The sequence below is a fragment of the Paraburkholderia graminis genome (assembly GCF_003330785.1).
GTDB lineage: Bacteria > Pseudomonadota > Gammaproteobacteria > Burkholderiales > Burkholderiaceae > Paraburkholderia > Paraburkholderia graminis.
The window spans coordinates 371,306-396,801 of sequence record NZ_CP024936.1 but is presented as its reverse complement, the minus strand read 5'-3'; the positions used below and the strand labels follow the sequence as shown (position 1 = coordinate 396,801).

Genomic DNA, 25,496 nt, shown 5'->3' with positions numbered 1-25,496 from the left:
CCTTCATCAGAGGAAAGAGCCGTGAGCACCTTCAACGAGTACTCAGACAAATTCGAGACCATCCGCATGACACGTACCGATGGCGTACTGGAGATGCACTTCCACACGCACGGCGAGCCACTGGTATGGAATCTGACAGCCCATCGCGAGTTCGAGCAGGCTTTTCTCGATGTAGGACGCGATCGGGACAACGAGGTCGTGATCATGACCGGCACGGGCGATGCCTTCAGCGGACCGGCCATTGCGCCCGGCATGCATCAGAACCGCAATTCGATGACGCCCACGGTCTACGATCCGATCTACTGGGAAGCGAAGCATCTGCTCATCAACCTGCTCAACATCGAGGCGCCGGTGATCAGCGTCATCAACGGCCCGGCCGTGCGGCATGCAGAGATCCCGCTGCTCGGAGACATCGTGCTCGCATCCGACACCGCGACGATCCAGGACACCGCACACTTCCAGGGAGGCATGGTGCCGGGCGACGGCATGCATCTGATCATGCCGCTGCTGATGGGTCGCGCGCGCGGCCATTACTTTCTTCTGACAGGTCAGAGCATTCCCGCCAGCGCGGCGCTCGAAATGGGATTAGTGAACGAAGTGCTGCCGTCGGCCGAACTTTTGCCGCGCGCCCGCGAACTCGCCAGGCTGATGCTCAAGCAGCCGCGTCTCGTGCGACGCTATACACGCACCTGCCTGAACCAGGAACTGAAAGCACGACTGCACGACGTGCTCGGATACGGACTCGCGCTGGAAGGCATCGCCCGCATGAGAGAAGTGGCCGCCTGAGCGGGCCCGATTCTTCCTATCTGCATCACTTCACAAATCAAGGAGGCAGCATGACTGTCAGCAGTATTACCAGACCGATCGATATGGTAGGTTCGGTCATCGATGTGGTCGATTCCACGCCCGATGTGCTCGGCGAGTCGATCATCTGGGATGAGAAAACGCAACTTCTCTGGTGGGTGGACGGGATCGGTCAATCGATCCATCGCCTCGACATTTCTAGCGGCGCCAAGAAGAGCTGGCTGATGCAGGAAGAGATCGGCAGCATCGGCCTGCGCGCCAAAGGCGGCCTGATCGTAGGCATGCGCTCGGGCTTCTACTTCTTCTCGCCCGAAACCGGTGAGCTGACCGAAGTTGCGCGTCCCGATGCCGAGCGTCCGAAGAACCGTTTCAATGACGGCAAATGCGACAGGCACGGCCGCTACTGGTCGGGCACCGTGGAAGCGGCCGCCTACACCCCACGCGGACGTTTGTTCCGGCTGGATCCCGATCTGAAGCCGAAACTCATCATGGAAGGCATCACGTGCATCAACGGGCTGAGCTTTAGCCCGGATAACCGCCTGATGTTCATGACCGACTCGTTCAGTTGCCAGATCGACGTGTTCGACTACGACTCCGTCGACGGCGCCATCTATAACCGCCGCAAGTTCGCCGAAGTTCCGCTCGGACGTGGTATCTGCGACGGCTCGACCGTCGATGCCGACGGGTGCTTCTGGAGCGCGAACATGGACGGCTGGTGCGTCACGCGCTACGACCCGCGCGGACGAATCGACATGGTCATCAATCTCCCGGTGCGACGCGTGAGCAGCCTGTGCTTCGGCGGTCCCGATCTCGACACCCTCTTTATCACTACGGCGCGCCGGCGCATGAGCGAGAAGGAACTCGCGCAGCAACCGCTCGCGGGCAATGTGCTCGCGGTACGTCCCGGCGTGAAAGGACTGCCTGAGCCGGAATTTCTCGGATAACGGTGTGGGCTGCCTGGTATATCGCGTCGTATGAGGATCGCGATATACTGACTGATCGATCGAATAGTACGGTGAGGGAGTCGCCTGGATGAAGACAGAACGCGAAAAGAAGGTGTCGGCACGCACGGGCAACAGTGTTCAGGAACCAGAGCACGCGCCGGGCACCCGCCTCTCCGCGATCCTGAATGCGGCCGAACGGGTGTTCGGTGAGCACGGCTACGCCGGCGCGAGCATGCGGAACATCGCAGAGGAAGCGGGCGTCGCGCAGGCGCTCGTGCATTATCACTACGCGACCAAGGACAAGCTCTACGAGGCCGTGTTCGAGCGACGGTCGTCGGCGATCAATCAGCACCGTGGCAAGCTGCTCGACGCCCTGTTCGCGAGCGAAAGCACCGCGACCGTCGAAGACGTGCTGACGATCGCCTTCACCCCGCTGTCGGAAATTTTTCATGGCGAGGATGCGGTGAATCTCGCGCTTTACGTGCAACTCGTCGCGTCCGTCAGTCTCGGCAGCGACGAGCGTTCACGGCGCATTCGCGAAACCTACTATGACCCGATCGCGGAGCGATTCATCGACGCCCTGCATACGGTCTTGCCTGGCATTGCACGCGAGCAGGCGGTGTGGGCGTATCTGTTTTCGGTGGGAGCGCGGCAGCAGGCCCATGCACTCAATGGCCGGGCGATGCGACTGGGTGCACGGGACCGCGCCAGGAAGTCGACGGCGCACTATTCCGACCTCGTGCGCTTCGCGGCGGCGGGCATACGTGAGTTGGTGCGGAACGAAACCGGCACGAACGCACGATCGAAGGAGCCCGAAGGCCGCGTCGCAAAGCTCTCGAGTGGTCGAACGAAGAAATCGCAAGCCGGCACCGTCGCAAACACACCGACTCGTAGCGTGCGCGGTCGCGAGTGACGCGACGCACCACCTGTGGAGAAATATGAATGACTGATCTAAGCAAATCAGGCTTGCCGACGCAGCAGTTGATTGAATTCGATAACGTCGCTGTCTCGGTGACTGACATCAATCGATCCGCAGACTGGTACGGGCGCCTCTTCGGGTTTCGTCGAGGATACTCGACCTACATCGAACCACTCGAGGCCGATTTCCAGATTCTCGAAAGAGACGACATACGGATCGAACTTCTTTCGCGTGCAACGACCGTTCGCAATCCGGACGCGGATATTGTGCCGGGGCCGCACATCGACCGGACCGGGGCGAAGGCGATCGTTTTTCGCACATCGAGCCTCGAAGCCGTCACATCTCACCTCGAGAATGAAGGCGCGGTCTTCGAATGGAAACTCAAGCCTCTCTCTGCAGACGGCTTACGGTCGACGATGGTTCGAGACCCCGACGGTACGATCATCAACATCCTGCAGTACCCGTAGTTATTCACCTACGAGCTCATTGGCCCAAATGCGGGCGTACTCGCGCGTCGACGCGTTCAGCCGACTCGGCAACAAATAATCGGCGGGCTTGAGCCACCTATCAGTGCAGCATCGTGATCGGTTTACTCACTGGGCTGCAGTCATCGAATCCGACAGCATCGTCTCGGCGATATCCAGCATCGCGCGCAAGCGATCCATGTGTCGCAGGTCCTGATGATAGCCAACCCACAAATCCCGCATGGGAGGTTGATCGGGCGTGTCGATGCGATGCAATCCGGAGATTGCATCGCCAAGTGGCCTTGGCAGCACCGCAATACCTACCCCTCTCAGGCACATCTGTGCCTGGACCGTTCGATTTGTGCTTGTGAAGGCTCGTCGTGAAAGCGGGAACCTTTCCAGCACCCAACTGACGTCGGGAAAGTGCGACTGCGCGGTATTCATGAGAATGAGCCCTACGGATGCCGGATCGTCCTGCAACGCCTGTGCGGTTGCCGCCGACGCAAAGAGGCCATATTGAATTCGCATTAGACGGCGCTGAACAATATCCGGCTCGCTGAACGGCACGATGCGAAAGGCGACGTCCGCCTCACGACGTGAGAGATCGAGTAGTCGATAGCTTGCAATCACTTCCGGCACGACAGCGGGATGACGGCGCGTCAACTCGGCCAGGACGGGAGCCAGTACATAGCCGGCAAACCAGTCCGCCGATGAGATCCGCAGGATGCCTTCGAGGCGTTGGTTGTTGCCGCTCAGACGCCTTTCCATGGACAGCGCGGCATCCTCCATGGATTCCGCCAGCGCGAGCACGGTGTCCCCGGCGTCCGTGAGCACGAGTCCGTCCTTTGTCCGACGAAAAAGCGGCTGCTTCGCTTCGTCCTCAAGCACCTTGATTCGCCGACCCACTGTCGGATGGCTCACATCCAGCATCCGGGCGGACTCGCCGAAGGACCCGCTGCGAGCTACTGCCAGGAAGATGCGAACGTCGTTCCATTCCATGCCCGATCTCCGTACAAAATTGCACGGCAAATATACATGGACGTCAGTATTCGAACAATGTTGTTCGGAGCACTATACGGCTCGATAAACGGATGTCCCCGCGAACCGACTGCGCGCCAATCCCAAGCCAGTCTGATCTGGAACCTCAAGATATGAATACCGAAGCCCGGCAGGTTGTTATCACTGGGACAGCAGCCTCCGACTCCCGGCGCTGGCTCGCCCTGGCAGTGCTGTTGACCGGCACGCTGCTGCCACCTTTGGACTTCTTCATCGTCAACGTGGCGCTACCTACCATACGTACGGGCCTGCAAGCATCTTCAGATGTCTCGCAGTTGGTGATCTCGGTGTACGCCGCGGCCTATGCCGTCACCCTGATCCTGGGCGGTCGCCTCGGCGATCTTTATGGCCGGAAGCGCGTATTCATCGCTGGCATGCTCGGCTTTGGGGTCGCTTCGGCGTGGTGTGGCCTGGCACCGTCGTCGGACATGCTTGTCGTCGGCCGGCTGCTGCAAGGGATCTCCGCAGCGATCATGGCACCGCAATCATTGGCCTCGATACACGCCATCTTCCCGGAAAGAGAAAAGAATCGCGCGTTGAGTCTATACGGCGCGACATTCGGCCTGGCCTCTGTGGGCGGTCAGCTGCTGGGGGGAATGCTGGTTTCCGCCAGTCCGTGGGGACTGGGGTGGCGCAGCGTATTTTTGATCAACCTGCCGATCATCATCGTTGCCGTTCCAGCTGCAACGATGCTGCTGCGTGAAAGCCGAGCCGAGCGTTCGCCTCGCCTGGACGTGCCAGGGGCGTTGATGCTCGCCGTTGGCTTGCTGGCGCTCGTGGTTCCGCTCATCGAAGGGCAAGAACACCGCTGGCCGTGGTGGTGCATAGCGCCGCTGATCCTGAGCATGCCATTGCTATGGGCCTTCTGGCAGTATGAAAAGGCACAGGAGCGCGCCGGCAGAACTCCTCTCGTTCTGCCCTCGCTTCTAGCCGTGCGCAAGTTGCGACAAAGCTTGGCGTCAACGTTCTTCTTCTACGCGCTCGCTGCGTTCTTCCTGGTGTTTGCCGTGTATGAACAGGCCAGCCTGCGTCACGACGCGTTGACGGCCGGCTTGGCCATCGTGCCGCTCGGCATCGGGTTCTTCCTCGGTCCACTGTGCAGCCCGTACATCGCCCGGCGTATAGGCACACGCACTGCCGCGTTTGGCATGGGTCTGGAGGTGCTCGGTCTGATCATGGTCGCAGCGCTGGCGTTCGCCGGTGCGTCGTCGTGGCTTGCGTTGCCGTTGTTTTTGATTGGCGCCGGGCAAGGTATCGCCCTTCCTGCGCTAGTGCGCCTGAACGTAGACCATGTGGAAACACGTTGGGCGGGGCTGGCCTCGGGCCTGGTAAGCGCTACGTTGCAGATCAGCGCTGCAGTAAGCGTCGCCTTGTTCGGCGGTCTATTCATCGCGATCGCGCCTGATGGTGCAAGCGCTCAGGACGTGCAGCTGGGCTTTGCGGTGGCTTCATTGGCCATAGGCGCGTCACTGGCACTGGCAGCCGGACTAAGTTGGAGACTCCGGGAATCATGAAGAATCAAGATCGATACGAAATTATCCAAACATAGAAATTCTTGCCATGAACAGTTCCACCTTTCCTCTCGCCGGCAAGCGCGCGCTTGTGACCGGTGCAGCACGTGGCATCGGCGCGGCCATCGCACTGAAGCTGGCCGAAGACGGCGCCGACGTCGCGATCACCTATGAGAAATCGGCCGCAAAGGCCGAGGCGCTCGCCGCTGAAATCCGCGCCCTGGGCCGCACGGCCGTCGCCATCCAGGCCGATGCCGGCAGCCCGGACGCCACGCAGACCGCGGTCGAACAGGCCGTCGCCGATCTTGGCGGGTTGGACATCCTGGTGAACAACGCTGGTGTCCTCATCGCCGGCCCCTTCTCCGAGCAGTCGCTGGAGGAGATGAATCTGCAGTTGAACGTCAATGTGCGCGGCGTCTTCGTGGCGACCCAGGCTGCGCTGAAGCACCTCCCAAACGGCGGCCGCATCATCACTATCGGCAGCAACGCAGGCCTGTCTGTCCCGTTTCCTGGCATAGCCGTCTATTCGGCCACCAAATCGGCGATGGAGAGCTTCACCCGCGGTCTTGCGCGTGAAGTGGGCCCTCGTGACATCACCGTCAATCTGGTGCGCCCCGGCCCGATCGACACCGACATGAATCCCGCCGACGGCCCGCTCGCGCCTTCCATTCTTCCGAACCTGGGAATTGCCCGCTATGGCAAGACCTGGGAGGTTGCCGAGTCAGTCGCCTTCCTTGCCGGACCTGGTGCCGCTTATGTGACCGGTTCCGGCATTCTCGTCGATGGCGGCATCAGCGCCTGAGTGGATGTCCTGAGAGGACAACTGACCTCCCTGGGCGTTGCACCCACGGCAAAATCTATCAGAGCGTCCAGAAAAGCCCTCCCCCTACAACGATGGCGGGCCGGGCGACGTTGCCCTTATGACGGTAATGGAGAGAGAAAGGCATATGACAAAGATGATCGTGGTCTGCACCGGCGACGCCAACACGAAGTTCGATCGGGATTACTACGCGAATGATCACTTCAACCTGGCGCGCTCATGCTGGGAAGAGTACGGGATGCAATCTGCGGAGGCGTTTTTTCCTTACGCTGAAGCCGATGGCTGGAAATCCATTGGCGTCTACACCTTTTCCTCGGAACAAGGCGTCCATGACGCGCTGGCGAGCCCTAAAACACAGCAAGTCATGGACGATGTGAAGAACTTCACCGACGCGCAAGTCGTGTTGCGCAGTCTGTTCATGGCGTTCTGAGCGGCATCGCAGCGTCAATGTTTTTGGATTCACCTCGCGCAATAGCTACTTGTTCAATTTCTCAGCCTCGCTCGGCTCCTCTCTGGGCTTGTAGCGCGGCGTGGGCTGTGGCAGCAGAAAGAAGGCGACGCACAGCAGTGCAATGGCCACTCCGATGCGCGACGCCGCGATGACGACGGGAATTGCAGCGATCTGGAGCAGCGTCGCGACGCCGTAGCGACGTGTCATCTGCTGGAGGAAATCGGGCGCGAGCCGTTCGTCCATCAGCCGGCGGCCTGGCATTGCGTAGAACCACTTCGCCATCCACGTGCAGGCGGTCAGGGCAAGACCGGCAACAAGGGTCACTGACGCGGCGGACTCGAAACCCGTGCCGAGGTGGAAGCACCAGACGCGGATTGGATAAGGAATGACGACGATCGCCAGCAGGAACAGGAGGTTGATCACGCCGAACCAGTGATCACTCTTGGCGTAAATGCGACCCGAATAATGGTGTTGCAGCCAGTACGCCCCAATCACGACGTAGCATCGTCCGGGCAATACCAAACTTCATGAAGGTAGCCTAACGCCCTCGTCATCCAATACCGTCCTTCCGGCCATTTCTTTCGGTTCGCGAATTGTTGACGATTTTACGCGAGGCGTCGAGTGGCGGTTCATCGCCGATGACCGGCTAATGCGGCATGCATATTTCCCGGCGCGCGAATGAGCCGCCTTACTTCGACGCGTTCAGCAAGATCATTCGATGAACGCGGGAAAGCGCCTGCTGCCATTCGGCGCTATTGCGCGCGGCGTCGCCCTTGTCAATGAGCGGCTCGAGCAACGAGAGCAGTTCCGTTGAACGGGATGTGTCTTCCGGTGTGGTCAGATCGGAAGTCAGCACCCCTCGTTCGTACTTCAAATGACGTGTGCTCCGGTCTGAAGTCTGACGCAGCGAGGCGTGTACCAGCGCGCCACGTTCCGTAGCCAGCTGGACGGTGCTTTCGGCGGAGTCGTCGATCCGCACATAATCGTAGTTCTGCGAGGACCTCGATGAGGTAAGGGCCGGTTTGGTGCCGCCCGTAAGCGCCCGATGGTAGTTGGCGACCAGATGCGATTGCTGGCTTTGCGAAATCTTGCCTTCGAAGCGCGAGCCTTCGAGCTGCGTCGTTTGCGAGACCTGATACGAAAATGCGTCGACTTCGCCCGGACGCATCGGATTGGGCGACGCCGACGCGTCCGTGATCGATGCGCTAAAGTCAGCGAGTCCCGTCAACATCGCCTGAGCCGACTGCTGCAGCCCCGGGCCGTAGCCCGTTCCCGGCAGCACCTCGGCCGAAGGCGTCCCGTAGCTCTCGTTCATCTGCGCGAATCCGTCCTCGAACATCGACATCAACGTTGCGTTGCCGTGCCCGCGTGAATTGGCGTGGTCGAACTGCTGAAGATAGCTCGCCACCGAAGCAGCGCGTTGCGCGTTCGTTCCCCAAAGTGCCGAATGGCTCGTATCGACCTTCACGCTCATGGTTCCCGCCGCGCTCGTGACGCTCAGGCTGCGCGCCGCGCTGTCCTGCGAATAGCTTGCCGAGACGTCCGCATTGCCGGCGCCCGTTATGCTGTATTCAAAGCTCACGGAAGCGAGCACCGAAGTGTCGGACTGCGTCAGGCCGCTCAGGTCGAGTTTCGGTGGCACGGCGCCCAGACCGTCGATGGCCTGTTGGAAACCCTCTGAAAGCTTTGTCAGCGCATTGCGTTCGCTCTCGCTGAGCGCGCCGCTGCTCTTGATGCTGACCGAAAGGCCGCCGTCCTCGCTGCCCAGCGCGATTTCGACCGTCACGCCGCTCGCCGTTCGCACCGTCAAACCGATCTGGCCGGCGGGTTGTTGAGAAGACCGTCCAATGCCGCCCACGCCTGCGGACCCAACGCTGACGGTTTGCGAATAATCGCTGCCCGTGGTCCTGAAGCGATCGAGCAGCGCGCTGCCGAGCCCGGCGAAGCGTCCCGCCATCGTCTGCGCGGCGTAGTTCCCTGCCATCCTGAGCGTTACCGCGTCGCGGTTGTCGCTGGCCCAGCTCACCGTCGGCATGGCGGCGCTCAGCGTGCCTTCCGGCGTATAGGTATCGAGCACCGTGATGCTGCTCGCGGAAGGGACCGTGACGATGGCCGACGGCGAGAGCGCCACCATGCGTCGCGCATCGCCGTCAACCGCCACCGCGGGATTCACGGAATCGGAGCGGGGGGTGGGGACAAGGGGCGCGGCAAGGTTCAGGGACGATAGCGTGGTCATGGCTCAATGCGTTCTTGTTGTTCGCGAGGGAGCGTGGCGCGCAGCTCTGGACAGCGCCATCATCTGCTTATCGTCAATGCTTTCGAATACTTTAGTAAGAACGTGACAGATACGAGCACCCCTCTAGCGTCCAGATAGCCGACATTCAGTCTGCATCGTCAGCGATTCAGCCCTGTTGTCGAACGGCCGTTCCTGGCCGCTTTGAGGCAGTGCCACTGGCAATTTGATCCCCGGAAACCGGCCAATCAGCGGGCGGCGGACACGTGCAGACCGCATCGGCTGACGGCGGGCAGGAGCTGGCAGCGAGCCACGTGACACCATGGACGTGAACGCGCGTATCCTGCCTTCCAGCGGATTTTCCTATGGACATCCGGTGGCCAACGTTTTTTCCGTCAAATCAGGGCGTTCTAGGCATGTCCATAGCACCGTCGTTCTGGGGTACTGCGCGTACACCGGTTGTAACGAGCAGGAACTTGGTCCGCGAGCTTTTGCTTTCATCAGGCTGGCGGATGTGACCGCAGGGTTAGGCCGTCGCAAGTATAAAAGCGCCGGACTGGACCTCGAACTGCAGAACGCTTGCGCGGATATCGGCATGCTGCTATGCGACCGCCCCCCGGCACAACCGCAGACATCACCAGCGACGCAGTGTTGTACTGGGACGCCGGAAAGCTTTGTGGCGCGAGCCTGTCCCTCGACGAGCCGTACGTCGTAGCGCTTCCTATAGACCCCGAGGACTTCCTGCCCGAGGTCCGGGTGGCGGTTACGAACTGGCTGGGGCGGCCAACCTTCAGTTACCGCCCTTCCCTTTTGGAGTGGCTGGAAGATCCGCGGGCGGTAGATCGGGTACCGCAAGTACCGCCCCCGGGGCGGGAATGACGAGAGTTTTCCGTTCGTTATCCGTCGTGCTTCCGCGCTCTGCTTTTCCCTCGTCCCGCGCTCATGCGTCTTCGAGGGCTTTGCGCGCTTCGGCGGACATTTCAAGCAAGCCTGCGTCTACTTCCGCAAGCCATCGGTCGCGCATCATCAGCGCGTCGCGCTGAGCTTGCGGATCGCGTTCATTTTTGATCGCCGCAGCCACCTTCTGCACGTTGGCCAAATCAACCTTTACCGTCACTGTCTCCTGTTGCCGCGCGGCCGGCGCGAGCGGTTTTCCGACTTGTCCGTCAGAAGTCGAAATATGGATAGCCGTTTCCGGCCATCGCTGTCATCAAATTCATGAACACACCCCATACGCCGACCGCTCCGGCGACGGTGAATAACACGAGTCCAGCCAGCCTAGGTCGCAATATGATGGCCATGGCACTCAAGAGTAGGGACACTACCAGCATTGCAGCGAAGCAATTCCGTGCATCGCTGGCGAGATATCCATATCTAGCCCACGGAGAATGAACCCACGAAGCGGCGTATGCCAGAAACGAGTACCCGGCGAACATGCCAACAAGGAAACCCCAGCCCAGGACTACACAGAGCAGCCCGTATCGTCGACCGGATTTTTCTCGTTGCGGAATCGCTCCTGTTGACGCTTCGCCCATTAGTTCAGTCCTCAGCTAGTCCAGTTTTCCTACGCCTTCTGCATGTTGAAGTTTGCCGCCGCGTACCGTGCATTGCACGTCCAGACTTCTTCCCCGTTACGGTAGAAAACTGCCCGACCCTTTGCGACGGTCATTCGGGCTTGCGGAAACACTGCGCTGTGACCGTTGAGCGCGGCCGAGATTTCGTTGCGCTCCCGGCACGTCGCCCAATACTCACCGTCGGCTAAGACTTCGCGCGCCATCTTTGCCAAGTTTTCCATAGGGCTAGTCCGATTGCGCGAAGCGCCTGCGCAGGTGTGCCCGCAATGCGGTTTCAGTGGAAGCCTCGTCGTCCTTGCTCGCTTCATACCAAACGTCCGCGTAGGCCTCTGCTCGCACCTCATTAACGCCTTGTTCAGCGGCAAACTGACGAGCGATGCGCCGCGCCTGGTCAATGTCCTGCACTTCGTTGGTCATCGATTGCTCCTGTTTTCCTAGTTAAGCTGACCGCCCTTTCGCTTGGTACGTCAAGTGCGACAAAGCATCTTCTAACTCAGCCGCCAGTGTCAGCGACTTTTCCGTGAACGCTTCCATATCATCGAGCGACTTGACTTTGGACGGGTCTGTGACCTTCTCAATCTCGTGCACAAACTCACGAGCATCGAAGTCGGTCCACGTGTGAAACGGATTGTGCGCAAACAGGTTGCGCTCTTCCGCGAGCTCAGTGATCGACTTCACGCACTTGTAGGCAAGCTGTTTCATTGACTCAGGCCCGTCCGAGCGAGCTATCAGTTGCTTAATGACCCGGATGCGCACGGGTATCGACTGATCGGCCATCAGTACATCGAGCGTGTCGCTGGACAGCTTCCTCATGTAGCGATAGGTGGCCCGCTCGACCAAAGCAAACGCCCAAATCGCCTCGCCGAGTTTCTGCGCAAGCTCACGGTTTTGGGCCATCCATCCATCGTAGCGAACGCTGTCCTCATCCATGGCCGACGACTATCCAGAGCCCCGTAGGTTTCCAGCTGAAAGTCTCCACATTCAACGCCCCAAGAGGTGTCGTGACGGGAAAGCCGGTCGAAAAAGGGACGCGAAAGTCTTTTCTCTTCTGTTTAGGCATGGTGTGGTGTTCCGTGGCTCAATCTGCTCAACGCTCAGGCTTCAGCGATAGCAACTTTTTCGTGGTTGCCTCGCAACCCGCGAGAAAATGCTCCACCGGTAACAACCAGGAGACAGCGTATAAGATTTTCATGTTTTCCTGTGGGGCTCGCGACCGGCGCGAGCGCTTTTCCCGTTTCGCGCACGCGAAAGTCGCCGCGCAATTTTTCTATGGAATAGCCCGCGTACCGGCTGGAAGCTCATACGCAAGTTCGTTGAGGCGTGCGAACTCTGCCTCGTGGTGTTCTTCCGCAACTAGCGGTCGAGCATTTTCATACCATCCTTGCAAAGCAGCTTGTGCTATCGCGCTACGGATCTTGATCTCCGCTACCGGTAGGGGATCGCAAGGCGGGAGCGACTTACACCGCGCAAATCGTGCTCTTGTCGGGAACCTCAAGCGCACGCAGTACTGCAAGAAGATTGCGCTGACGCTGTGTCGGCAGATTCAGTCGCCAGCGCAACGATCCGTAGACGATAGTCAGTAAGTAACCTGCCAGGGCAACTCCGACGATCGAATTCATCACCACGTACGTCGAGAAGCCGTCCTCGACCCGCTCACCACGTGCGAGGTATCCGAAAAGGCAAAAGGCCATGACGGCCGCGACGCCGAACCTGAACACCTGGCGCCATCTGCTTTTTCCCCAGAATCGCGGGAGGCGCGGCAGGTAGTACATCTGTCTGTCTGGCTGGAACTCGAGGGAGCCGGCAGCGAATGCAACGAAAACGCGCGGGTCCGCCGGACGGCGAAACCCGTACACAAGGTGTTGTCCGTCCAGCGCTTCGGACGCAATTGCGAGACAAACATTGTCGCCATTCGCAAGCGGCAACCCTACCTTGGCGTAGAAGGGAATGGCACTTTCCGGCGAATACAGGACAACGGAGGTTCCATTCACCTGAAATCGAAACGAACGCAGCAATCCTTTGGTAACCCCATACGGGGACCCCTCAGTTTTCACCGACATCGTGCCGCACTCCAACCCGATCACCTCGCCGTCGAGCCGGACGATCTCTGCACGCCTCAACCGGTCCTTGACGTCGTCTGGTAGCTTCTGCTGTGGATCCACCCTGGTCGAGGGCGGGATTCCCATAGAGGAAGGTCGAGGTGGTTTTCGTGGCGTGGGTCGTTTTGCCATTCGATTACGAGAAGTGCGATTACTCATTGCTTCTGCGTGTTGCCACGTGGTTACGCTCAATCGCGCGCTCGAACAAGACGCCGCCCACAACAATCGCGATTGCGGTTGGCACGCCGATCCACCACGATAAACCCCCATCCCGGCATGCCCAGAGGATCGCCAACGCGACGAAGCATCCGAACAGCGACAGCAACAGTGTCCATCCCGGCAGTTTGCCCGCGTCAGCGTCTTGGTTCATGTTTTCCACAGAAGGTCTTTCCATTTTATCGCTCGCCAGTGAGGTCTCGACACCGGCAACTTTTGCAGAGCCCAAAGGTGAACGAACCAGCCAGCGCTCCAACGTCCCACTGTTCTTTCTCGGGCTGCCCGTCCACGTTGAACGTCATCGACACCGCGCAACAGTTTTGAACTGGATGGTCGGGTTCAATATCACCCAAGACACGAATCGCATCCGCCGTCCGCGTGAGACCCCGATGTTGTTGCGCGAGACAGCTTGCTTGCGCAGCGACCACGGGCCGACACCCCGCCGCGATGGACTCGACCCGCTCGTGAACCGCTGAGATACGACGCGCAAAATGGACGACCCGGAAGAACAGGCCCGCAGCAACGCATCCGGCAACGGCGTATTCAATAGCGCGTGATCAACGCGCGACGGTATATTCATATGTCTGTAATTTTCCGTTGTCTTTGAAGACCGCGCAATTCAACTGCGTTGCCATCCTTTGCTTCGTCCTGTGCCAGCGAGCTGTGGTGTAACTATCCAGCACTACGCGGCGCACCAGCCAGTGCATGAAAATCGCCGCTTCATCGCCGGAACCGTGATGCGTACTCCAGCAGATCGTTATTAAGCTGATCCTTCTGCGGGCTGTAATGTGCTTCCGAATGGCAGTTCGGGCAGATGGCCACGCAGTTCCACGGACGGTCACCATTCATGACGCCGAGAATGTGATGGACTTCCAGGAAGCCTGGAAAGCGCTGCTTTTCACCGCAGCCATTGCGCTCGCAATGGTCGGTGCGTGCGAGCACGGCCTTCCGAGTGTCCATGCGGCGCTTGTACTGTTTGACGGTACGGATGTGCTGTTCAGCAATGTCGCTACCGATGTCGCCGTTATCATGAAGATCATCGAAGGTGGTGTCATCAACATCGTCGTCGTCAGGCTCGGTTTTATTGGTTTTGGCCTGATTGGAGGGCCATTTGCGAGCGTAGGCCTGGGCAGCTTCCCGGTCGCCCTTGAATTTGATGAAAGAGGATGTTTGCGTTACCGCCGTGCCCCGCACGACACCGAGCGCTGCGCACTCGCTGTAAATCTGTTCCTTGACCGACGGTGGTAACTCCGGCAAGGAAAAATCAATATGCCGACCGCACACATCCCAGACCGTTTCGACCGGATGGGCGTTGGTGGAACGCTGACCTCTGCTCGTCGCCTTGATGTCGACCAGGCGGAAAAAATACTGTTTGCCGTCGTCCCCGGTCCAAACGTGAGTCGCGCCTGGGCTAGCAGCGTGCCGCTCTTTCAACTCTCCGCGGAAGCGGATATGCCTCGTTTCCCCCGGACCGTCGAGTCCGAGACTGCGTGCCGCATCGGCGACGCTTTTGTACTGATTAGTGATGCCATCTACGGTGACTTCGGCGGCATGATGTTCGCCACGCGCGCGCGCAACTTTAGGATCTTTCCACGAATCTTTTACGCCCTCGCTGACGCTTCGACGCGCGGCTAGGGAGGCACCTTTGGGAGAACCGCTCATTATTTTCCGTGATTACTGATTGTGGCTCGCCGTGCGCTCTTGCCTGTCAAACCGCGCGCTGCATATTGCGATATAGGCGCTGCCTATCGTGCGGCCCGCCAACGTATTCGAGCGCCACGCATTGAACGAACGTGCCTCGCGCGTTTGGCCGTCTTGCCCGGTGACGATGTGCGACTCGACGCCGATCCGTGTGACCGAACGACCCAGCACCACAAACACAGCAGCCGTCAAGATTACGAATGCCCCAACAACGATGATTGTCTGCATGATTTTCCTAGGTGCGAGCGTGGATACGTTCCCACGTCTTCGTCAACGCCTTACACGTTGCGGTAACAACCGCTTCGACGTACGCGCAGTCTTGTGCGAGCTTGATGATTTGCGGGTCATTCTCGCCCGCGCCTGATGCGCGGAGAGAATTCGTCTCGCGTTTCAATTCTTCGACCAGGGCACTTGTCGTTGCCACAAGGTCGGCCGCGCGGGCCCCAATGTCCAATGCTCGTTGCGAAGCATTCACCGGGTTGTGCGCTGCGGCCAGAAGGCGATTGATCGCGTCCATTTCCATGTGGCTATTTTCCTATTTCAAAGTACGCATCACACGGGTGAGCTTGTGTTCTGCGTCTTGCAACTGACTGTATGCATAGGGCAGGTTGCCGCCCTTTCCGAGTTCGTTAGCAACTGAGACTTTTGCAGATTCGATAGATCGGAGCACAGCCTTGAGCTCGCGCTCCAATGCTTCCGGGTCTTGACCTTGAGTGTTCATCGCTTTCCTAGAATTTTCCCATCTCTCTGGCTACAACTCTTCCGTCCAGCTTGTCCCATCCGCACGTGTGATGGTTATGCTCAGGCTCTCGCTGATGGAGAGATTTGCGACATCGTGAAATCCAACGAACAGCCTATCGAGAAACTTCATTTCAAACTCGAGCGGCGTGCTGTCGGCGCGCAACTGCACGTGAACAATGTTGCTTGCTGCCGCTACCTTTTTCGCGCCGGATTGCAAGTCCAGCGGACTTACGATAAATCCGCCGTCGGCGCCGGTGTCCTGTATCGAGTATGCCAACGACGCGACAATCGCCTGCGGTAAGTTAGAAGTAGTGTGTCGTTTGCACTCGACAACCATAAAGGCGACACCGTCCTCGGCGACGCCCTTGGCATCAATCTCCCAGTCAGTCCCGCTTTGGAGCCCAGTAACGTTCTGCTTACCTTCGACACGGGCCAATCCCAAGTCCGAACAAAACCGGTTCAGTAACTCCGCAGCCACGATTTCATATTGCCGTGCTTTCTTACTTTCGTTATTAGCCATGTTTTCCAATCTTATCGACCAATAGCGACGAAAACAGGCGTATCGCAAGTCTCACTGGCCGCATCGAAGTCAGCGACTGCGCGATCGTACTCAGCGATTAGCGAATCCATTTGGGCCTTTAGCTCGGGCGTAGGAACGTAGTTCAATTGCTGAATCTGCCGTCCAACGCGCACCTGCTCCTGGGCGAGGAAATGCAGCCTGTTGGCGCACCGCTGCTTACGTTGGAGGTCTGTATTGCTCATGATTTTCCTAAATTTTGTACGGCACGCGGACACCCGGCTCGTCTGCTGGAAAGTCCTTCGTATTTCGCGAAACAAGCAACAGCGAGCGGACCTGTGCTGACGCCCACACGATGGCATCGGGCAGACGAATCTTTTTAGTCCTGCGAATCTCGACGGCGCGATTGGCGATCGCACTGTCTACTGCGATGACATCGAATGAATCGAGCCATGCGCGGATCGCGGCGTCTTCCTCGGCGGATGCTCCGACCAGCACTTCCATCCAGGTGATCACGCTGATCGCGCGATACTCATAGCGCGCCAGTTCCTTCTTGGCTGCGCCGACCCCGTTGAGATAGTCAATGAGGATGTTCGTATCGAAGAGCGCCTTCACCATTCGGAACGAAGCTCCTGCTGGTACACAAGGCCATCCGTCTTCCGGCTCTTCCACAGGCCGAATACTTCTGTTCCGAGCGCGCGCTTGCGCTGCGAGATATACGCCTCAATGGCATCGCGGATGACAGCTGCGCGGGGCCGCTGTTCGGCCTCCACAATCACAGCGAGGTCGTCAACCTGCGACTCAGGCAGGTCAACCAGGATACGACTCATAACCACCTCCGTTTCATGATATACATATCGTATATCTTTTGGCAGTCTTTCGCAAGCGATGTGTCCGGTTTATCGGCAGGGAGGCGACTTTTCTACAGTCACACGTTCCGCAGCCGCGCATTTAGGACCTACCCTCACACGCGGGACTCATAGTACTTCGCAAAACATCTGCCGAAGCTTTCTGTCGGACACGGCCAGATAGGGCCGGACGTGATCCAGCTCCGGTTTTATAAGTGTCCGATATCACAATCCAAGCCCGGGCACGGTTGGCCGATATGACTCTCATATTTGAGATGCCCCTTCCGTGGCGGCTGCTGACAGTCGTTGTTGCGTTGTGGTTATAGAGCGGGCCGCGTCCGCCTCTGCCAGCGGGCCGGTCCGACCCCGGTCGGACGACCCACAGCGGTTAGTCAGTCGAATCAGCGTGTTGCGGACTGGAGCGCCATGAAGCGGCCGTTGGCGACTTCACCCAACCGGCCACAAGGAGACTATCGTCTGCGCCTTACCACAGGCATTCAGGCGGCGCCACCACTCCAAAAGCGGTCGTTCGCTTTCGAGAACTGGCCCGAAATCATCGGCACGCTTGACGACTGGGGTAGCTGAATCGTCCGCAGGCAATGCGGCGTGTTGTTGACGGTGAGCGACATCAAGATACGCGACGCCAACTGCTTGCATCAGAAAACTCAAACTCTCACCCCGCTCGAGTTCTCGATGCAAGCGAGATAAGGCCGTTCGGAACTCAGCTGAGCTGGGTGTCTCGCCAAAGAACCGGAAGGAAGAAGGCTTTCAACAACGGTAGTTCTGCCGTCTAGTAAGCAGGCCGCCGACATGGCAGGCAGGCGCCAACGCGAGAATTTCGTCAATTCCTCAGACCAACGAAGTGCCGCCCGTTCGGCTCTCGTGAGTGCGCCCATCGCCCTGCGCGACGACTACGATTGATCGCAACGGCGGGGCGATAATCGCGTTCGCGAGCCGCTGTAGGTCGGGGCGAGGCCTGCACATTTCAGATGATCGCGAAAACGCCGCTTCCAGCGCCTCGCAGATATCCAGCGTACGCCGATCGCCGCGAAACGGTCCGATGACCTGCAACCCGAACGGCATGCCGGCTTCGTCCTTCCCGCACGGCAAGCTTGCGGCCGGATTCGTGCACAGCGTGGTCACATAAGTCAGCGCGAGCCATCGATAGTAGTTTTCCTGCGCACGACCGCCTACGCGGCTCGCGAACATTTGCGTCCACGGGAACGGCGAAACCGGCGTGGTCGGCGCGAGTATCACGTCGTGGCGGCCGAATAGCTCCTGAAAGCGGCGCGCGATGGCCGTTTGCGCCGCGTGCGCCGAGGCCGAATCGGCGAGCGTCATCGCCGCGCCCTGCTCGTAATTGGCGCGCGTATTCGGGCCGAGCGATCCGGGATCGTTCTCATACGCCGCGCGCAGACCCGCAACGAAACTCTCGGCACGAATCACGTCGAAGGCGCGATGTGCATCAGCGAAATCCACGTCGATCGGCTCGCAAACCGCGAACATCCCGCGCATGGCCTCGAGCTTGCGGCGGAACGTGCGGCGAATATCGTCGTCGACATCGCACACGCCGAAATCTTCGGTCCAGCCCACGCGCAGGCGGCTCAAGTCGATCTCGCGCGGCGCGAGAAACGCCCCCGCATCCACCTCGTAGCTGAGCAAATCCCCGCTATCGAGGCCGGCCGTGGCCGCGAGTTGCAGGCGCGCTTCCGCCACGTTGCGCCCCATCGGCCCGACCACGGAAATGGGCGTCCAGCCCAGCAGCTTTCGTGGACTCGGCACGAGCCCCGGCGACGGCCGAAAGCCCACTACGCCACACAACGCCGCCGGAATGCGCAGTGAGCCACCCGTGTCGGAGCCGGTACACACAGGCAGCATGTCGCACGCGAGCGCCGCCGCCGAACCGCCGGACGAGCCGCCCGCGTTGCGGTTCGGATCGAACGGATTGCCCGTTGCGCCCCACACGGGGTTGCGCGTATTCGCGCCCGCGCCCAGTTCCGGCACGTTGGTCTTGCCGACGACGATCGCGCCTGCCGCCCGCAAGCGCGCTACAAGCAGATTGTCCTCGGCTGGTACGAAATCGCGATACAGCGGCGAGCCGTGGGTGGTGAGCAAGCCCGCCGTGGCTTCGAGATCCTTGATGCCTGCGGGCAAACCATGCAGCAGACCAAGCGGCACGCCGCGCATCACAGCGTCTTCCGCCGCTTGCGCCGCGCGGCGAGCGGCGTCGAAGTCGGTGGCCGCCATGGCATTCACGTAGGGATCGAGCGCCTCGATACGCGCGATGCACGCCTCGGTGAGTTCGATCGGCGAAAGGGCCTTGCTGCCGATCATTTTGCGCAAGTCGGGCGCGGGCAATTCCACGATATTCATCTTGCTAGCGATCCGAATTATCGTCGCGCGGCAGCAGGTGTGCGTAGCGTTCGATGAAACTCGCGAGTGCCGCTTTCAAGCGCGCCATTTCCGCGTCGCCCACAGGCAAACTCAGCACCACATAGCCGCGCCGGGCGATGTAAATGCCCTGCTCGATCAGATGGAAGAACAACAGGTCCTTGAACTCGTTCATCCCGGCGTCGATGTCGCGTACCGAACGCACGGGCCGCCCGGTGATCTGCACATTCATCAACGAGCCAATGCCGATAAATCGCATCGCAACGTTTGATGCCGCAAAACGCGAGTTCAGCGCTTCGCGCAATGCGTCGCCGCGCGCCGTGAGCGCACGCGCGGCCTCGGGCGTGAAGATCTGCGTGAGGCCGGTCCAGCCCGCCGCCATCGTCATCACGTTGTTGTTGAAGGTGCCCGCGTGCTGCAACGCGCCGCTCCTGCGCGGATCGAACAACGCCATGATTTCGGCGCGGCCGCCGAACGCGCCGAACGACATGCCGCCGCCGATGTACTTGCCAAGCGACGTGAGATCGGGCGTGATGCCGAGTTCGGCTTGCAAGCCGCCCGGCGCAAGCCGCGAGGTCATCACTTCGTCGAACATCAACAATGCGCCATGCGCGCTCGAAAGCTCGCGCAAACCCTGCAAAAAGGCCGGTTCACCGACGATGCAACCCGACGCGCCTTGCATCGGTTCGACGAGAATCGCCGCGACTTCGTTGGCGTTTTTGTCAAGCAGACGCCGCACGCTGTCGAGATCGTTGTACTCGGCATAGAGAAACGGGTGTGGCACGTTGACAACATTCGCGCCGCGCCCGAACGTGAGCACGCCCCCGTGATAGCCGCCCACGAACACGATCACCTTGCTGCGCCGCGTGAAGGCTTTCGCGGTGGCCAGCATCATCAGGTTGGCCTCGGTGCCCGAGTTCGTGAAGCGCACCGTTTCGAGCGACGCGAAACGCTCACACACCGCTTTGGCCAGACGCGATTCGAGCAGATTGTGGCCGCTCAGATTCAGGCCGTCGTCGAGCGCCGCGTCGATAGCCGCGCGAATCTGCGGATGCGAGTGACCGTAAATACCCGCGCTGAATTCGGCGATGAAATCGAGGTATTCGTGACCGTCCGCGTCCCACAGGCGGCAGCCCTCGCCTTTCGCCATTGCCAGTGGAAACGGCTCGTAAAACAACACCGAACGCGTGTTACCGCCGGGCATGACTTCGGTCGCGCGTTCGTAGTGCTGCGCGCTTTGCGGGTTGCGCGCGGCGAACGCGGCAGCAGCAGCGGCCAGCGCTTCGCCGACCGTCGCGGCATCGCTGCGCGCGTGGACCTGCGTTTCGGGAAGAATCGACGTCGTCATTCTGTGTATTCCTGCTTCGTTGAGCGGTGGATCTTAACTTCATTGTACGGTGAACAAGTAAATTTCCCAGCGGAGCGCGCATCAAATCGACTTTTCGCGCGCGCGGTCTTTCATCACAACCAGCGCGGGAAGCGTGAACAACGCGCTGCCCGCGAGCAGCCAACCCGCGTTTGCGCTCGCGCCCGTCGAGGCGATCGTCCATGTGGTGAGGAACGGCGAAAAGCCGCCGAGGATGGTCGCAAGCGCGCCGCCGAACGCCACGCCGGTGGAGCGCACGCGCGTCGGGAACATCTCCGCGAGCGCCGCCGGGCCCGCACCCGAATACATCGTGAACACCACGTTCATGAGCAATTGCGTCCAGAAGAACGTCATGAAACCGATGCCCGAGACAATGAACGCATAGAGCGGATACGAAAGCAGCGCGAAGAACACGCAACTCGCGAGCAGCACAGGCTTGCGGCCGATGCGGTCGGACAGCGCGCCCATGAGCGGCGCGACGATCATCACCGTGGCGAGCGAGGCCGTGCTGGTCCAGAGTGCCTGCGTGCGCGAGATATGCGCATACTTGTTCGCGAACGTGGGCATATACACCGCCACCATGTACGAACTCACGGCCCAGAAAATCACGAACGAAAACGCGTGAAACAGCGACTTCGCGAATTGCACGCCGCTCAATGTGTGAGCGCGCGCCGCCTCGCTCTCGAACGACGGCGACTCCTGCACGCGACGGCGCACGTACATACCCACCGGCCCGAGCAATGCGCCGAGAAAGAACGGAATTCGCCAACCCCACGAAGCGAGTGCGTTCGAATCGAGCGCGCTGCTAAGTATGGCCGCGACGAGCGAGCCCAGCAGCAGGCCCGCTGCGATGCTCGATTGCTGAAACGCGCCGAAGAAGCCGCGCCGGTTCGCGCCGCCCCACTCCACCAGAAACGCCGCTGCCGTGCCCCACTCGCCACCCGCCGCGAAACCCTGCACGAGACGCGCCGCCACCAGCAGCACGGGCGCCCCGATGCCGATGCTCTCGTACGTGGGCAGAAAGCCAATCGCAACAGTACTGAGCGCCATCAGGATCATGGTGGTGGCGAGCGTGATGTGGCGGCCGCGCACGTCGGCGATTCGGCCGAGCACGACACTGCCGATGGGCCGCGCGACGAAGCCCACGCCGAACACCCCGAATGAGGCCAACAACGAGGTGAATTCGTCTGTCGACGGGAAAAAGTTCTTCGCGATGATCGCCGCGAGAAAACCGTACACCCCGAAATCGAACCACTCGAGGATATAGCCGACCATACCTGCGCCGATGGCGCGCCGCTGCTCGGCTCGCAGCGTAGCGGGCGTGGTGGTATCGAAGGGAGCTGCGTGAGAGGAGCTGCTGTTCATGATCGCGTCCGGCAGAGAGACTGGAAATAGGAGTGCGTTGGCGCAGTGGCGAGCATCAGAACTTGTGGCGAATGCCCACGCGCACGGCAAGCTGTTTGTCGTTGCCCGAGATCGGCAGCGTCACGAGCACAGCGCGCGCGCCGCCGTTGGCCTTGTCGTAGTTCGCGCTCAAGTACACATCGGTACGCTTCGAAAGCAGATAGTCGAGCACCGCGTTGAATTCGTTCCACTGATACGGCGACATCTTCGAGTAACCGTAGCCGCCCGCAAGCACAAGATCCGGCCGCAGATTGCCGTGCACGATCACGTTAAAGCTTTGCATCGTCGAGGCGTTCGCGCCCTTTTCGTAGCGCGTATTCGTGTACAAGCCCGAGAGGCCGACGATGCCGAAATCGTACGACGCGCCCAGGCCGGCCGTGCGATAGCGATCGACCACCACGGCTTGCGACGAAAACGCCACGTTCGTGCCGAGGAAGCTGCCCACACCAAGGCTGCTGCCGGGCGTGACCGTGTAGTCGTGAATGCTGGTGGTCGCCGCACCGATGCTGAACGGCCCATGCTCGTAGGTCGCGCTCAGGCTGTACGCCACGCCGTAGTTGTTCGCCGTGGCGCTGAGCGAATTGAAAGCGTATTGCGCGGAGAAACGCAGGCCGCGCACGGTCGGGCTCACGTAGGTCACGACGTTGTTGAGCCAGTTGCCGGAGATGCGGTCGTGGTCGCCCGCGTCGAACGCGTAAATTCCGGACCAGTAGCCCGAGTGGTAGCGGATCAGCGTGGTCGTCATCTGGTCGTAGGTGCGGCCGAGGGAGAACGTGCCGAAGCGGTCGCTTTGCAGCCCAATATATGCCTGACGTCCGAATTCCAGGCCGCCCTGACGCGACGCGCCCGTGTTGGGATTGAAGCCGCCTTCGAGATTGAAGATAGCCTTCAGGCCGCCGCCCAGGTCTTCCGCGCCGCGAAAACCAAAGCGGTCGCCCTGGCTGATGCTGTCGTCCATGCGATACGCGTGATGGCCGCCCTGATTCGACACGAATGTGAGCCCGTCGTCGATCACGCCGTACAACGTGACCGACGATTGCGCGTGCGCAGCGGCGCTCGCCGCCATCAGGCCTATTGCGCTCCCCAACACTTTCCATTTCATAACGATCTCCGATACCCGTCGTGTGAATGTCGCGGCTGAACGTTGCCAGCCGCTCATCTGTCCTTCGACCATTGTTTCGTTGTTCAGTGAACAAGACGAGGTTATATGGCGATCAAAATGGAAACGCAACCAGGAAAAAAACTGAGATGCGTCTGGCGTCGCGGTGAAGAGACAGTTGTGCGGTATACAATGAAAGCTTGTCCGACCCGGCCCTGCTTGACCTCACTGGCCAGGGGTGGCGCACTGGGCGCTTCATCGAATAACGGATCACATGTGAACAAAGCTATTACTGCAAAGGAAGCCGCAGCAAAAACGACGAAGACGGCGGCGAAAGCCACGGCAAACGGCACGGCAAACGGCACGGCCCATTCAACGACATCGCCGGCTAAAACGTCAGTCAAATCGGCGGCTAAAACGTCAGCCAAAGCATCGGCGGGAACGCCCGCGAAACGCACCAGCAGCACGACCAGAAAGAAAGCGGCACCTGCCAACAAGGCGCTTACGCGCGAGCGCATCGTCGCGGTGGCGATCGAGCAGATCGACCAGAACGGCCTCACGGCCTTCAGCCTGCGCGAAGTGGCGCGCCAGCTCGACGTCTATCCCACCGCCGTGTATTGGCACGTGCCCAATCGCGACGCACTGCTCGCCGCCGTGGTCGAAGCGACCATGGCGGGCGTCACGCCCGAAATCGGCAAGCTCAGCTGGCAGGATTGGTTTCGCGAGTTGTTCCGCCGCTACCGCAAGTCGGTGCAGCAGCATCCGAATGTGGCGCAACTCGTGGGCGCGCAACTCGTGTCGAACGCCAGTCTGAGCCCGCTGCTAATCGACCGCATCCTCGCAGTGCTATTGCAGGCGGGCTGCGACGAAGCGCGCCTCGTCGACATGTACAACGTGGCGGTCGCGAGCATGGTCGGCTTCGCCACGCTCGAATTCGCGCCGCTGCCCACCGACGATCTCGCGATCTGGACCAACCAGTTGCAGGAGAAAGTTCACGATATTCGCGCGCTCGAATACCCGACACTCGCGCGTCATCTCCCCGCGCTCGCGAATCGCGCGTTTATCGTGCGCTGGCAAAGCGGCAGCGAGGTGCCGCTCGATTCGAGCTTCGACACCTTCGTGGAAGTCACCATCGCGGGCATGGAACGCATGCTCGCGCAGTGAGTTGGGGATCGAGCCGCGTCAAACGAACGTCAGCAGACGGCGAGGATTGCGCGTAAGCAGCGTGTCGATTTCGTCCTGTGTGAAGCCGCGCCGCAGCATGCGCGGCACGATATTGGCGAAAATGTGCTGATAGCCGTGGCCGCCGTAACGACCCAGGCGCGTGCGCGTGCAGATGTCATGGCTGATCAGCACGCGCTCCGCGTGACCATGGTCGAACAGCGAGCGCACCATGCGCAGGCGCGCGCCGTCGTTGGGCATGTCGATGTCGGACATCGGATACGCGCTCTGCTCCCAGCCGAACAGGTCGAATTCGATCACGCAGCCCGAGTCAGCGAGACGCAGCAGACGCTCGTCGTCGAAAATCGTGCGGTCGATATGGCTGATGATCACGCGCTCCAGCGCAAAGCCCAAACGCCGGATCGTATCGACGAGCTCCTGCGGCTGATCGGCGTGGCGTCCCGGATGAAGATTGAGCGCCGCGCCGGTTTCCTGCTGCGCGAGCAGCGCGCCATGCACAACGCGCTTTTCCTGATCCGTCCACGGCGACTGGCAGCCTATCTCGCCGATCATGCCCGCGCGCACCGCCGTGCCCCACGCGCCTTCCGTGATCTGCCCGATCATCTCGCGCGCGAAGTCGTCGACGCTGCGCTGCGCGTTTGCCGGGTCCTGATACTCGTGCACGTAATGGCCGCAACCCATCACCACCTGCACGCCCGTTTCGCACGCAATCTGCGCGAGTCCTTCGGGATCGGGCTTTAGCCCGCCCGTAGTCAAATCGACAATGGCAGCGCCGCCCGCCGCGCGAAATTCCGCCAGTTCCTCGATCGCCACGTCCTTCTGGTCGAGCCGATAGTTCTTCAGCGACGGCACCTGCCCGTAGTTGATCTTCCAGCAATTGCAAATGTCGATGTCGGTCTGATCGTGATCCGCGTCTTCGGCAAGGCGCGGCGGCACGAGGTCGATCAGCAGATGCTCGTGCATCAGCGTGGGACCGAGTTCGTCGGGCTCGATCAGACCGAGCACGGTCTGAATGCGACCCTTCCGTGAAAGAGGTTCGTTCATGTTGCGGCGTCCATGAGAGCGGCGGAAGCGGCGAGCGTGAACTGGTACAGGCTCACGTTATCCCCAGGTTGATGCGTCCGCCAAGCGGGAATAGATTTCATTGTACGCTGAA

31 protein-coding genes are annotated in these 25,496 nt (G+C 60.3%); 9 read left to right on the top strand and 22 right to left on the bottom strand.

Going from position 1 to position 25,496, the window contains the following annotated elements; genetic code table 11:
* Positions 1-21: 21 nt before the first annotated feature.
* The 4 genes from CUJ91_RS33510 (at position 22) to CUJ91_RS33495 (ending at position 3,134) form a co-directional block, all read left to right on the top strand.
* Positions 22-786 carry an enoyl-CoA hydratase/isomerase family protein gene (locus CUJ91_RS33510; protein WP_006047399.1) on the top strand — a complete coding sequence of 255 codons (765 nt, stop codon included), beginning with the start codon at positions 22-24 and terminating at the stop codon, positions 784-786.
* A gap of 50 nt (positions 787-836) precedes the next feature.
* On the top strand, positions 837-1,748 hold the full coding sequence (locus CUJ91_RS33505) for an SMP-30/gluconolactonase/LRE family protein (RefSeq protein ID WP_006047400.1): 912 nt from the start codon (positions 837-839) through the stop codon (positions 1,746-1,748).
* Positions 1,749-1,836: 88 nt separating this feature from the next.
* Entirely contained in the window at positions 1,837-2,661 is an 825-nt protein-coding gene (locus CUJ91_RS33500; protein WP_006047401.1) for a TetR/AcrR family transcriptional regulator, read from the top strand.
* A 29-nt stretch (positions 2,662-2,690) separates the two neighbouring features.
* Complete coding sequence (locus CUJ91_RS33495) at positions 2,691-3,134, top strand: VOC family protein (protein ID WP_006047402.1); 444 nt, start codon at positions 2,691-2,693, stop codon at positions 3,132-3,134.
* A 126-nt stretch (positions 3,135-3,260) separates the two neighbouring features.
* Here the strand turns inward: CUJ91_RS33495 and CUJ91_RS33490 are convergent, their stop codons facing one another.
* Positions 3,261-4,130 carry a LysR family transcriptional regulator gene (locus CUJ91_RS33490; RefSeq protein WP_114158427.1) on the bottom strand — a complete coding sequence of 290 codons (870 nt, stop codon included), beginning with the start codon at positions 4,128-4,130 and terminating at the stop codon, positions 3,261-3,263.
* A 152-nt stretch (positions 4,131-4,282) separates the two neighbouring features.
* On the opposite strand from CUJ91_RS33490, the gene CUJ91_RS33485 reads away from it, so the two are divergent.
* The 3 genes from CUJ91_RS33485 (at position 4,283) to CUJ91_RS33475 (ending at position 6,948) form a co-directional block, all read left to right on the top strand.
* Complete coding sequence (locus CUJ91_RS33485; RefSeq protein ID WP_006047404.1) at positions 4,283-5,701, top strand: MFS transporter; 1,419 nt, start codon at positions 4,283-4,285, stop codon at positions 5,699-5,701.
* 46 nt (positions 5,702-5,747) lie between these two features.
* Positions 5,748-6,500 (top strand): SDR family oxidoreductase, encoded by a 753-nt coding sequence (locus CUJ91_RS33480; protein ID WP_114158426.1) that lies wholly within the window; start codon positions 5,748-5,750, stop codon positions 6,498-6,500.
* Positions 6,501-6,645: 145 nt separating this feature from the next.
* Positions 6,646-6,948: an EthD family reductase gene (locus tag CUJ91_RS33475; protein ID WP_006047406.1), complete on the top strand. Its 303-nt coding sequence runs from the start codon at positions 6,646-6,648 to the stop codon at positions 6,946-6,948.
* Positions 6,949-6,993: 45 nt separating this feature from the next.
* Here the strand turns inward: CUJ91_RS33475 and CUJ91_RS33470 are convergent, their stop codons facing one another.
* The 7 genes from CUJ91_RS33470 to CUJ91_RS33440 all read right to left on the bottom strand — a co-directional run bounded on the left by CUJ91_RS33470 (position 6,994) and on the right by CUJ91_RS33440 (position 12,962).
* Positions 6,994-7,464 carry a TMEM175 family protein gene (locus CUJ91_RS33470; protein WP_006047407.1) on the bottom strand — a complete coding sequence of 157 codons (471 nt, stop codon included), beginning with the start codon at positions 7,462-7,464 and terminating at the stop codon, positions 6,994-6,996.
* 193 nt (positions 7,465-7,657) lie between these two features.
* Entirely contained in the window at positions 7,658-9,205 is a 1,548-nt protein-coding gene (locus CUJ91_RS33465; protein ID WP_114158425.1) for a hypothetical protein, read from the bottom strand.
* A gap of 937 nt (positions 9,206-10,142) precedes the next feature.
* A complete protein-coding gene (locus CUJ91_RS34570; RefSeq protein WP_167450702.1) occupies positions 10,143-10,319 on the bottom strand; it encodes a hypothetical protein in 177 nt (58 codons plus the stop codon).
* A 447-nt stretch (positions 10,320-10,766) separates the two neighbouring features.
* Entirely contained in the window at positions 10,767-10,997 is a 231-nt protein-coding gene (locus CUJ91_RS33455; RefSeq protein WP_114158423.1) for a hypothetical protein, read from the bottom strand.
* Between the two features lie 4 nt (positions 10,998-11,001).
* Entirely contained in the window at positions 11,002-11,193 is a 192-nt protein-coding gene (locus CUJ91_RS33450; protein ID WP_114158422.1) for a hypothetical protein, read from the bottom strand.
* A gap of 21 nt (positions 11,194-11,214) precedes the next feature.
* Positions 11,215-11,706: a hypothetical protein gene (locus CUJ91_RS33445; protein WP_114158421.1), complete on the bottom strand. Its 492-nt coding sequence runs from the start codon at positions 11,704-11,706 to the stop codon at positions 11,215-11,217.
* 527 nt (positions 11,707-12,233) lie between these two features.
* Complete coding sequence (locus CUJ91_RS33440; protein ID WP_114158420.1) at positions 12,234-12,962, bottom strand: hypothetical protein; 729 nt, start codon at positions 12,960-12,962, stop codon at positions 12,234-12,236.
* Between the two features lie 23 nt (positions 12,963-12,985).
* Between CUJ91_RS33440 and CUJ91_RS34245 the strand changes: the two genes are divergently transcribed.
* The gene (locus CUJ91_RS34245) at positions 12,986-13,567 is read left to right on the top strand and encodes a hypothetical protein (protein ID WP_161966620.1); all 582 of its coding nucleotides are present in this window, start codon (positions 12,986-12,988) and stop codon (positions 13,565-13,567) included.
* Positions 13,568-13,811: 244 nt separating this feature from the next.
* Here the strand turns inward: CUJ91_RS34245 and CUJ91_RS35170 are convergent, their stop codons facing one another.
* From CUJ91_RS35170 to CUJ91_RS35055, 13 genes are all read right to left on the bottom strand, one after another.
* The gene (locus tag CUJ91_RS35170; RefSeq protein ID WP_114158419.1) at positions 13,812-14,753 is read right to left on the bottom strand and encodes an HNH endonuclease signature motif containing protein; all 942 of its coding nucleotides are present in this window, start codon (positions 14,751-14,753) and stop codon (positions 13,812-13,814) included.
* Positions 14,754-14,765: 12 nt separating this feature from the next.
* Complete coding sequence (locus tag CUJ91_RS33425; RefSeq protein WP_114158418.1) at positions 14,766-15,020, bottom strand: hypothetical protein; 255 nt, start codon at positions 15,018-15,020, stop codon at positions 14,766-14,768.
* Between the two features lie 7 nt (positions 15,021-15,027).
* Positions 15,028-15,315, bottom strand: coding sequence for a hypothetical protein (locus tag CUJ91_RS33420; protein WP_114158417.1), 288 nt, complete (start codon positions 15,313-15,315; stop codon positions 15,028-15,030).
* Between the two features lie 12 nt (positions 15,316-15,327).
* Complete coding sequence (locus tag CUJ91_RS34075) at positions 15,328-15,513, bottom strand: hypothetical protein (protein WP_132384582.1); 186 nt, start codon at positions 15,511-15,513, stop codon at positions 15,328-15,330.
* 30 nt (positions 15,514-15,543) lie between these two features.
* Positions 15,544-16,053 carry a restriction endonuclease gene (locus tag CUJ91_RS33415; RefSeq protein ID WP_107708208.1) on the bottom strand — a complete coding sequence of 170 codons (510 nt, stop codon included), beginning with the start codon at positions 16,051-16,053 and terminating at the stop codon, positions 15,544-15,546.
* 11 nt (positions 16,054-16,064) lie between these two features.
* Positions 16,065-16,295 (bottom strand): hypothetical protein, encoded by a 231-nt coding sequence (locus tag CUJ91_RS33410; protein ID WP_107708210.1) that lies wholly within the window; start codon positions 16,293-16,295, stop codon positions 16,065-16,067.
* 7 nt (positions 16,296-16,302) lie between these two features.
* Positions 16,303-16,668 (bottom strand): type II toxin-antitoxin system VapC family toxin, encoded by a 366-nt coding sequence (locus CUJ91_RS33405; protein WP_114158416.1) that lies wholly within the window; start codon positions 16,666-16,668, stop codon positions 16,303-16,305.
* The gene (locus tag CUJ91_RS33400) at positions 16,662-16,880 is read right to left on the bottom strand and encodes a ribbon-helix-helix protein, CopG family (protein WP_107708214.1); all 219 of its coding nucleotides are present in this window, start codon (positions 16,878-16,880) and stop codon (positions 16,662-16,664) included. Before CUJ91_RS33400 ends, CUJ91_RS33405 begins: the two co-directional genes overlap by 7 nt.
* Before the next feature lie 867 nt (positions 16,881-17,747).
* Entirely contained in the window at positions 17,748-19,271 is a 1,524-nt protein-coding gene (locus CUJ91_RS33390; RefSeq protein ID WP_114158415.1) for an amidase, read from the bottom strand.
* Positions 19,272-19,275: 4 nt separating this feature from the next.
* The gene (locus tag CUJ91_RS33385) at positions 19,276-20,637 is read right to left on the bottom strand and encodes an aspartate aminotransferase family protein (protein ID WP_114158414.1); all 1,362 of its coding nucleotides are present in this window, start codon (positions 20,635-20,637) and stop codon (positions 19,276-19,278) included.
* Between the two features lie 81 nt (positions 20,638-20,718).
* Positions 20,719-22,020 carry an MFS transporter gene (locus CUJ91_RS33380; protein WP_006050636.1) on the bottom strand — a complete coding sequence of 434 codons (1,302 nt, stop codon included), beginning with the start codon at positions 22,018-22,020 and terminating at the stop codon, positions 20,719-20,721.
* 55 nt (positions 22,021-22,075) lie between these two features.
* Positions 22,076-23,161 (bottom strand): porin, encoded by a 1,086-nt coding sequence (locus CUJ91_RS33375; protein WP_114158519.1) that lies wholly within the window; start codon positions 23,159-23,161, stop codon positions 22,076-22,078.
* Between the two features lie 101 nt (positions 23,162-23,262).
* Positions 23,263-23,655, bottom strand: a complete 393-nt coding sequence (locus tag CUJ91_RS35055) for a hypothetical protein (RefSeq protein ID WP_244231115.1) — start codon at positions 23,653-23,655, stop codon at positions 23,263-23,265.
* Positions 23,656-23,683: 28 nt separating this feature from the next.
* On the opposite strand from CUJ91_RS35055, the gene CUJ91_RS33370 reads away from it, so the two are divergent.
* A complete protein-coding gene (locus CUJ91_RS33370) occupies positions 23,684-24,322 on the top strand; it encodes a TetR/AcrR family transcriptional regulator (RefSeq protein ID WP_244231113.1) in 639 nt (212 codons plus the stop codon).
* An 18-nt stretch (positions 24,323-24,340) separates the two neighbouring features.
* On the opposite strand, the gene CUJ91_RS33365 is transcribed toward CUJ91_RS33370, so the two are convergent.
* Positions 24,341-25,384 carry a phosphotriesterase family protein gene (locus tag CUJ91_RS33365; protein ID WP_114158412.1) on the bottom strand — a complete coding sequence of 348 codons (1,044 nt, stop codon included), beginning with the start codon at positions 25,382-25,384 and terminating at the stop codon, positions 24,341-24,343.
* Positions 25,385-25,496 lie beyond the last annotated feature (112 nt).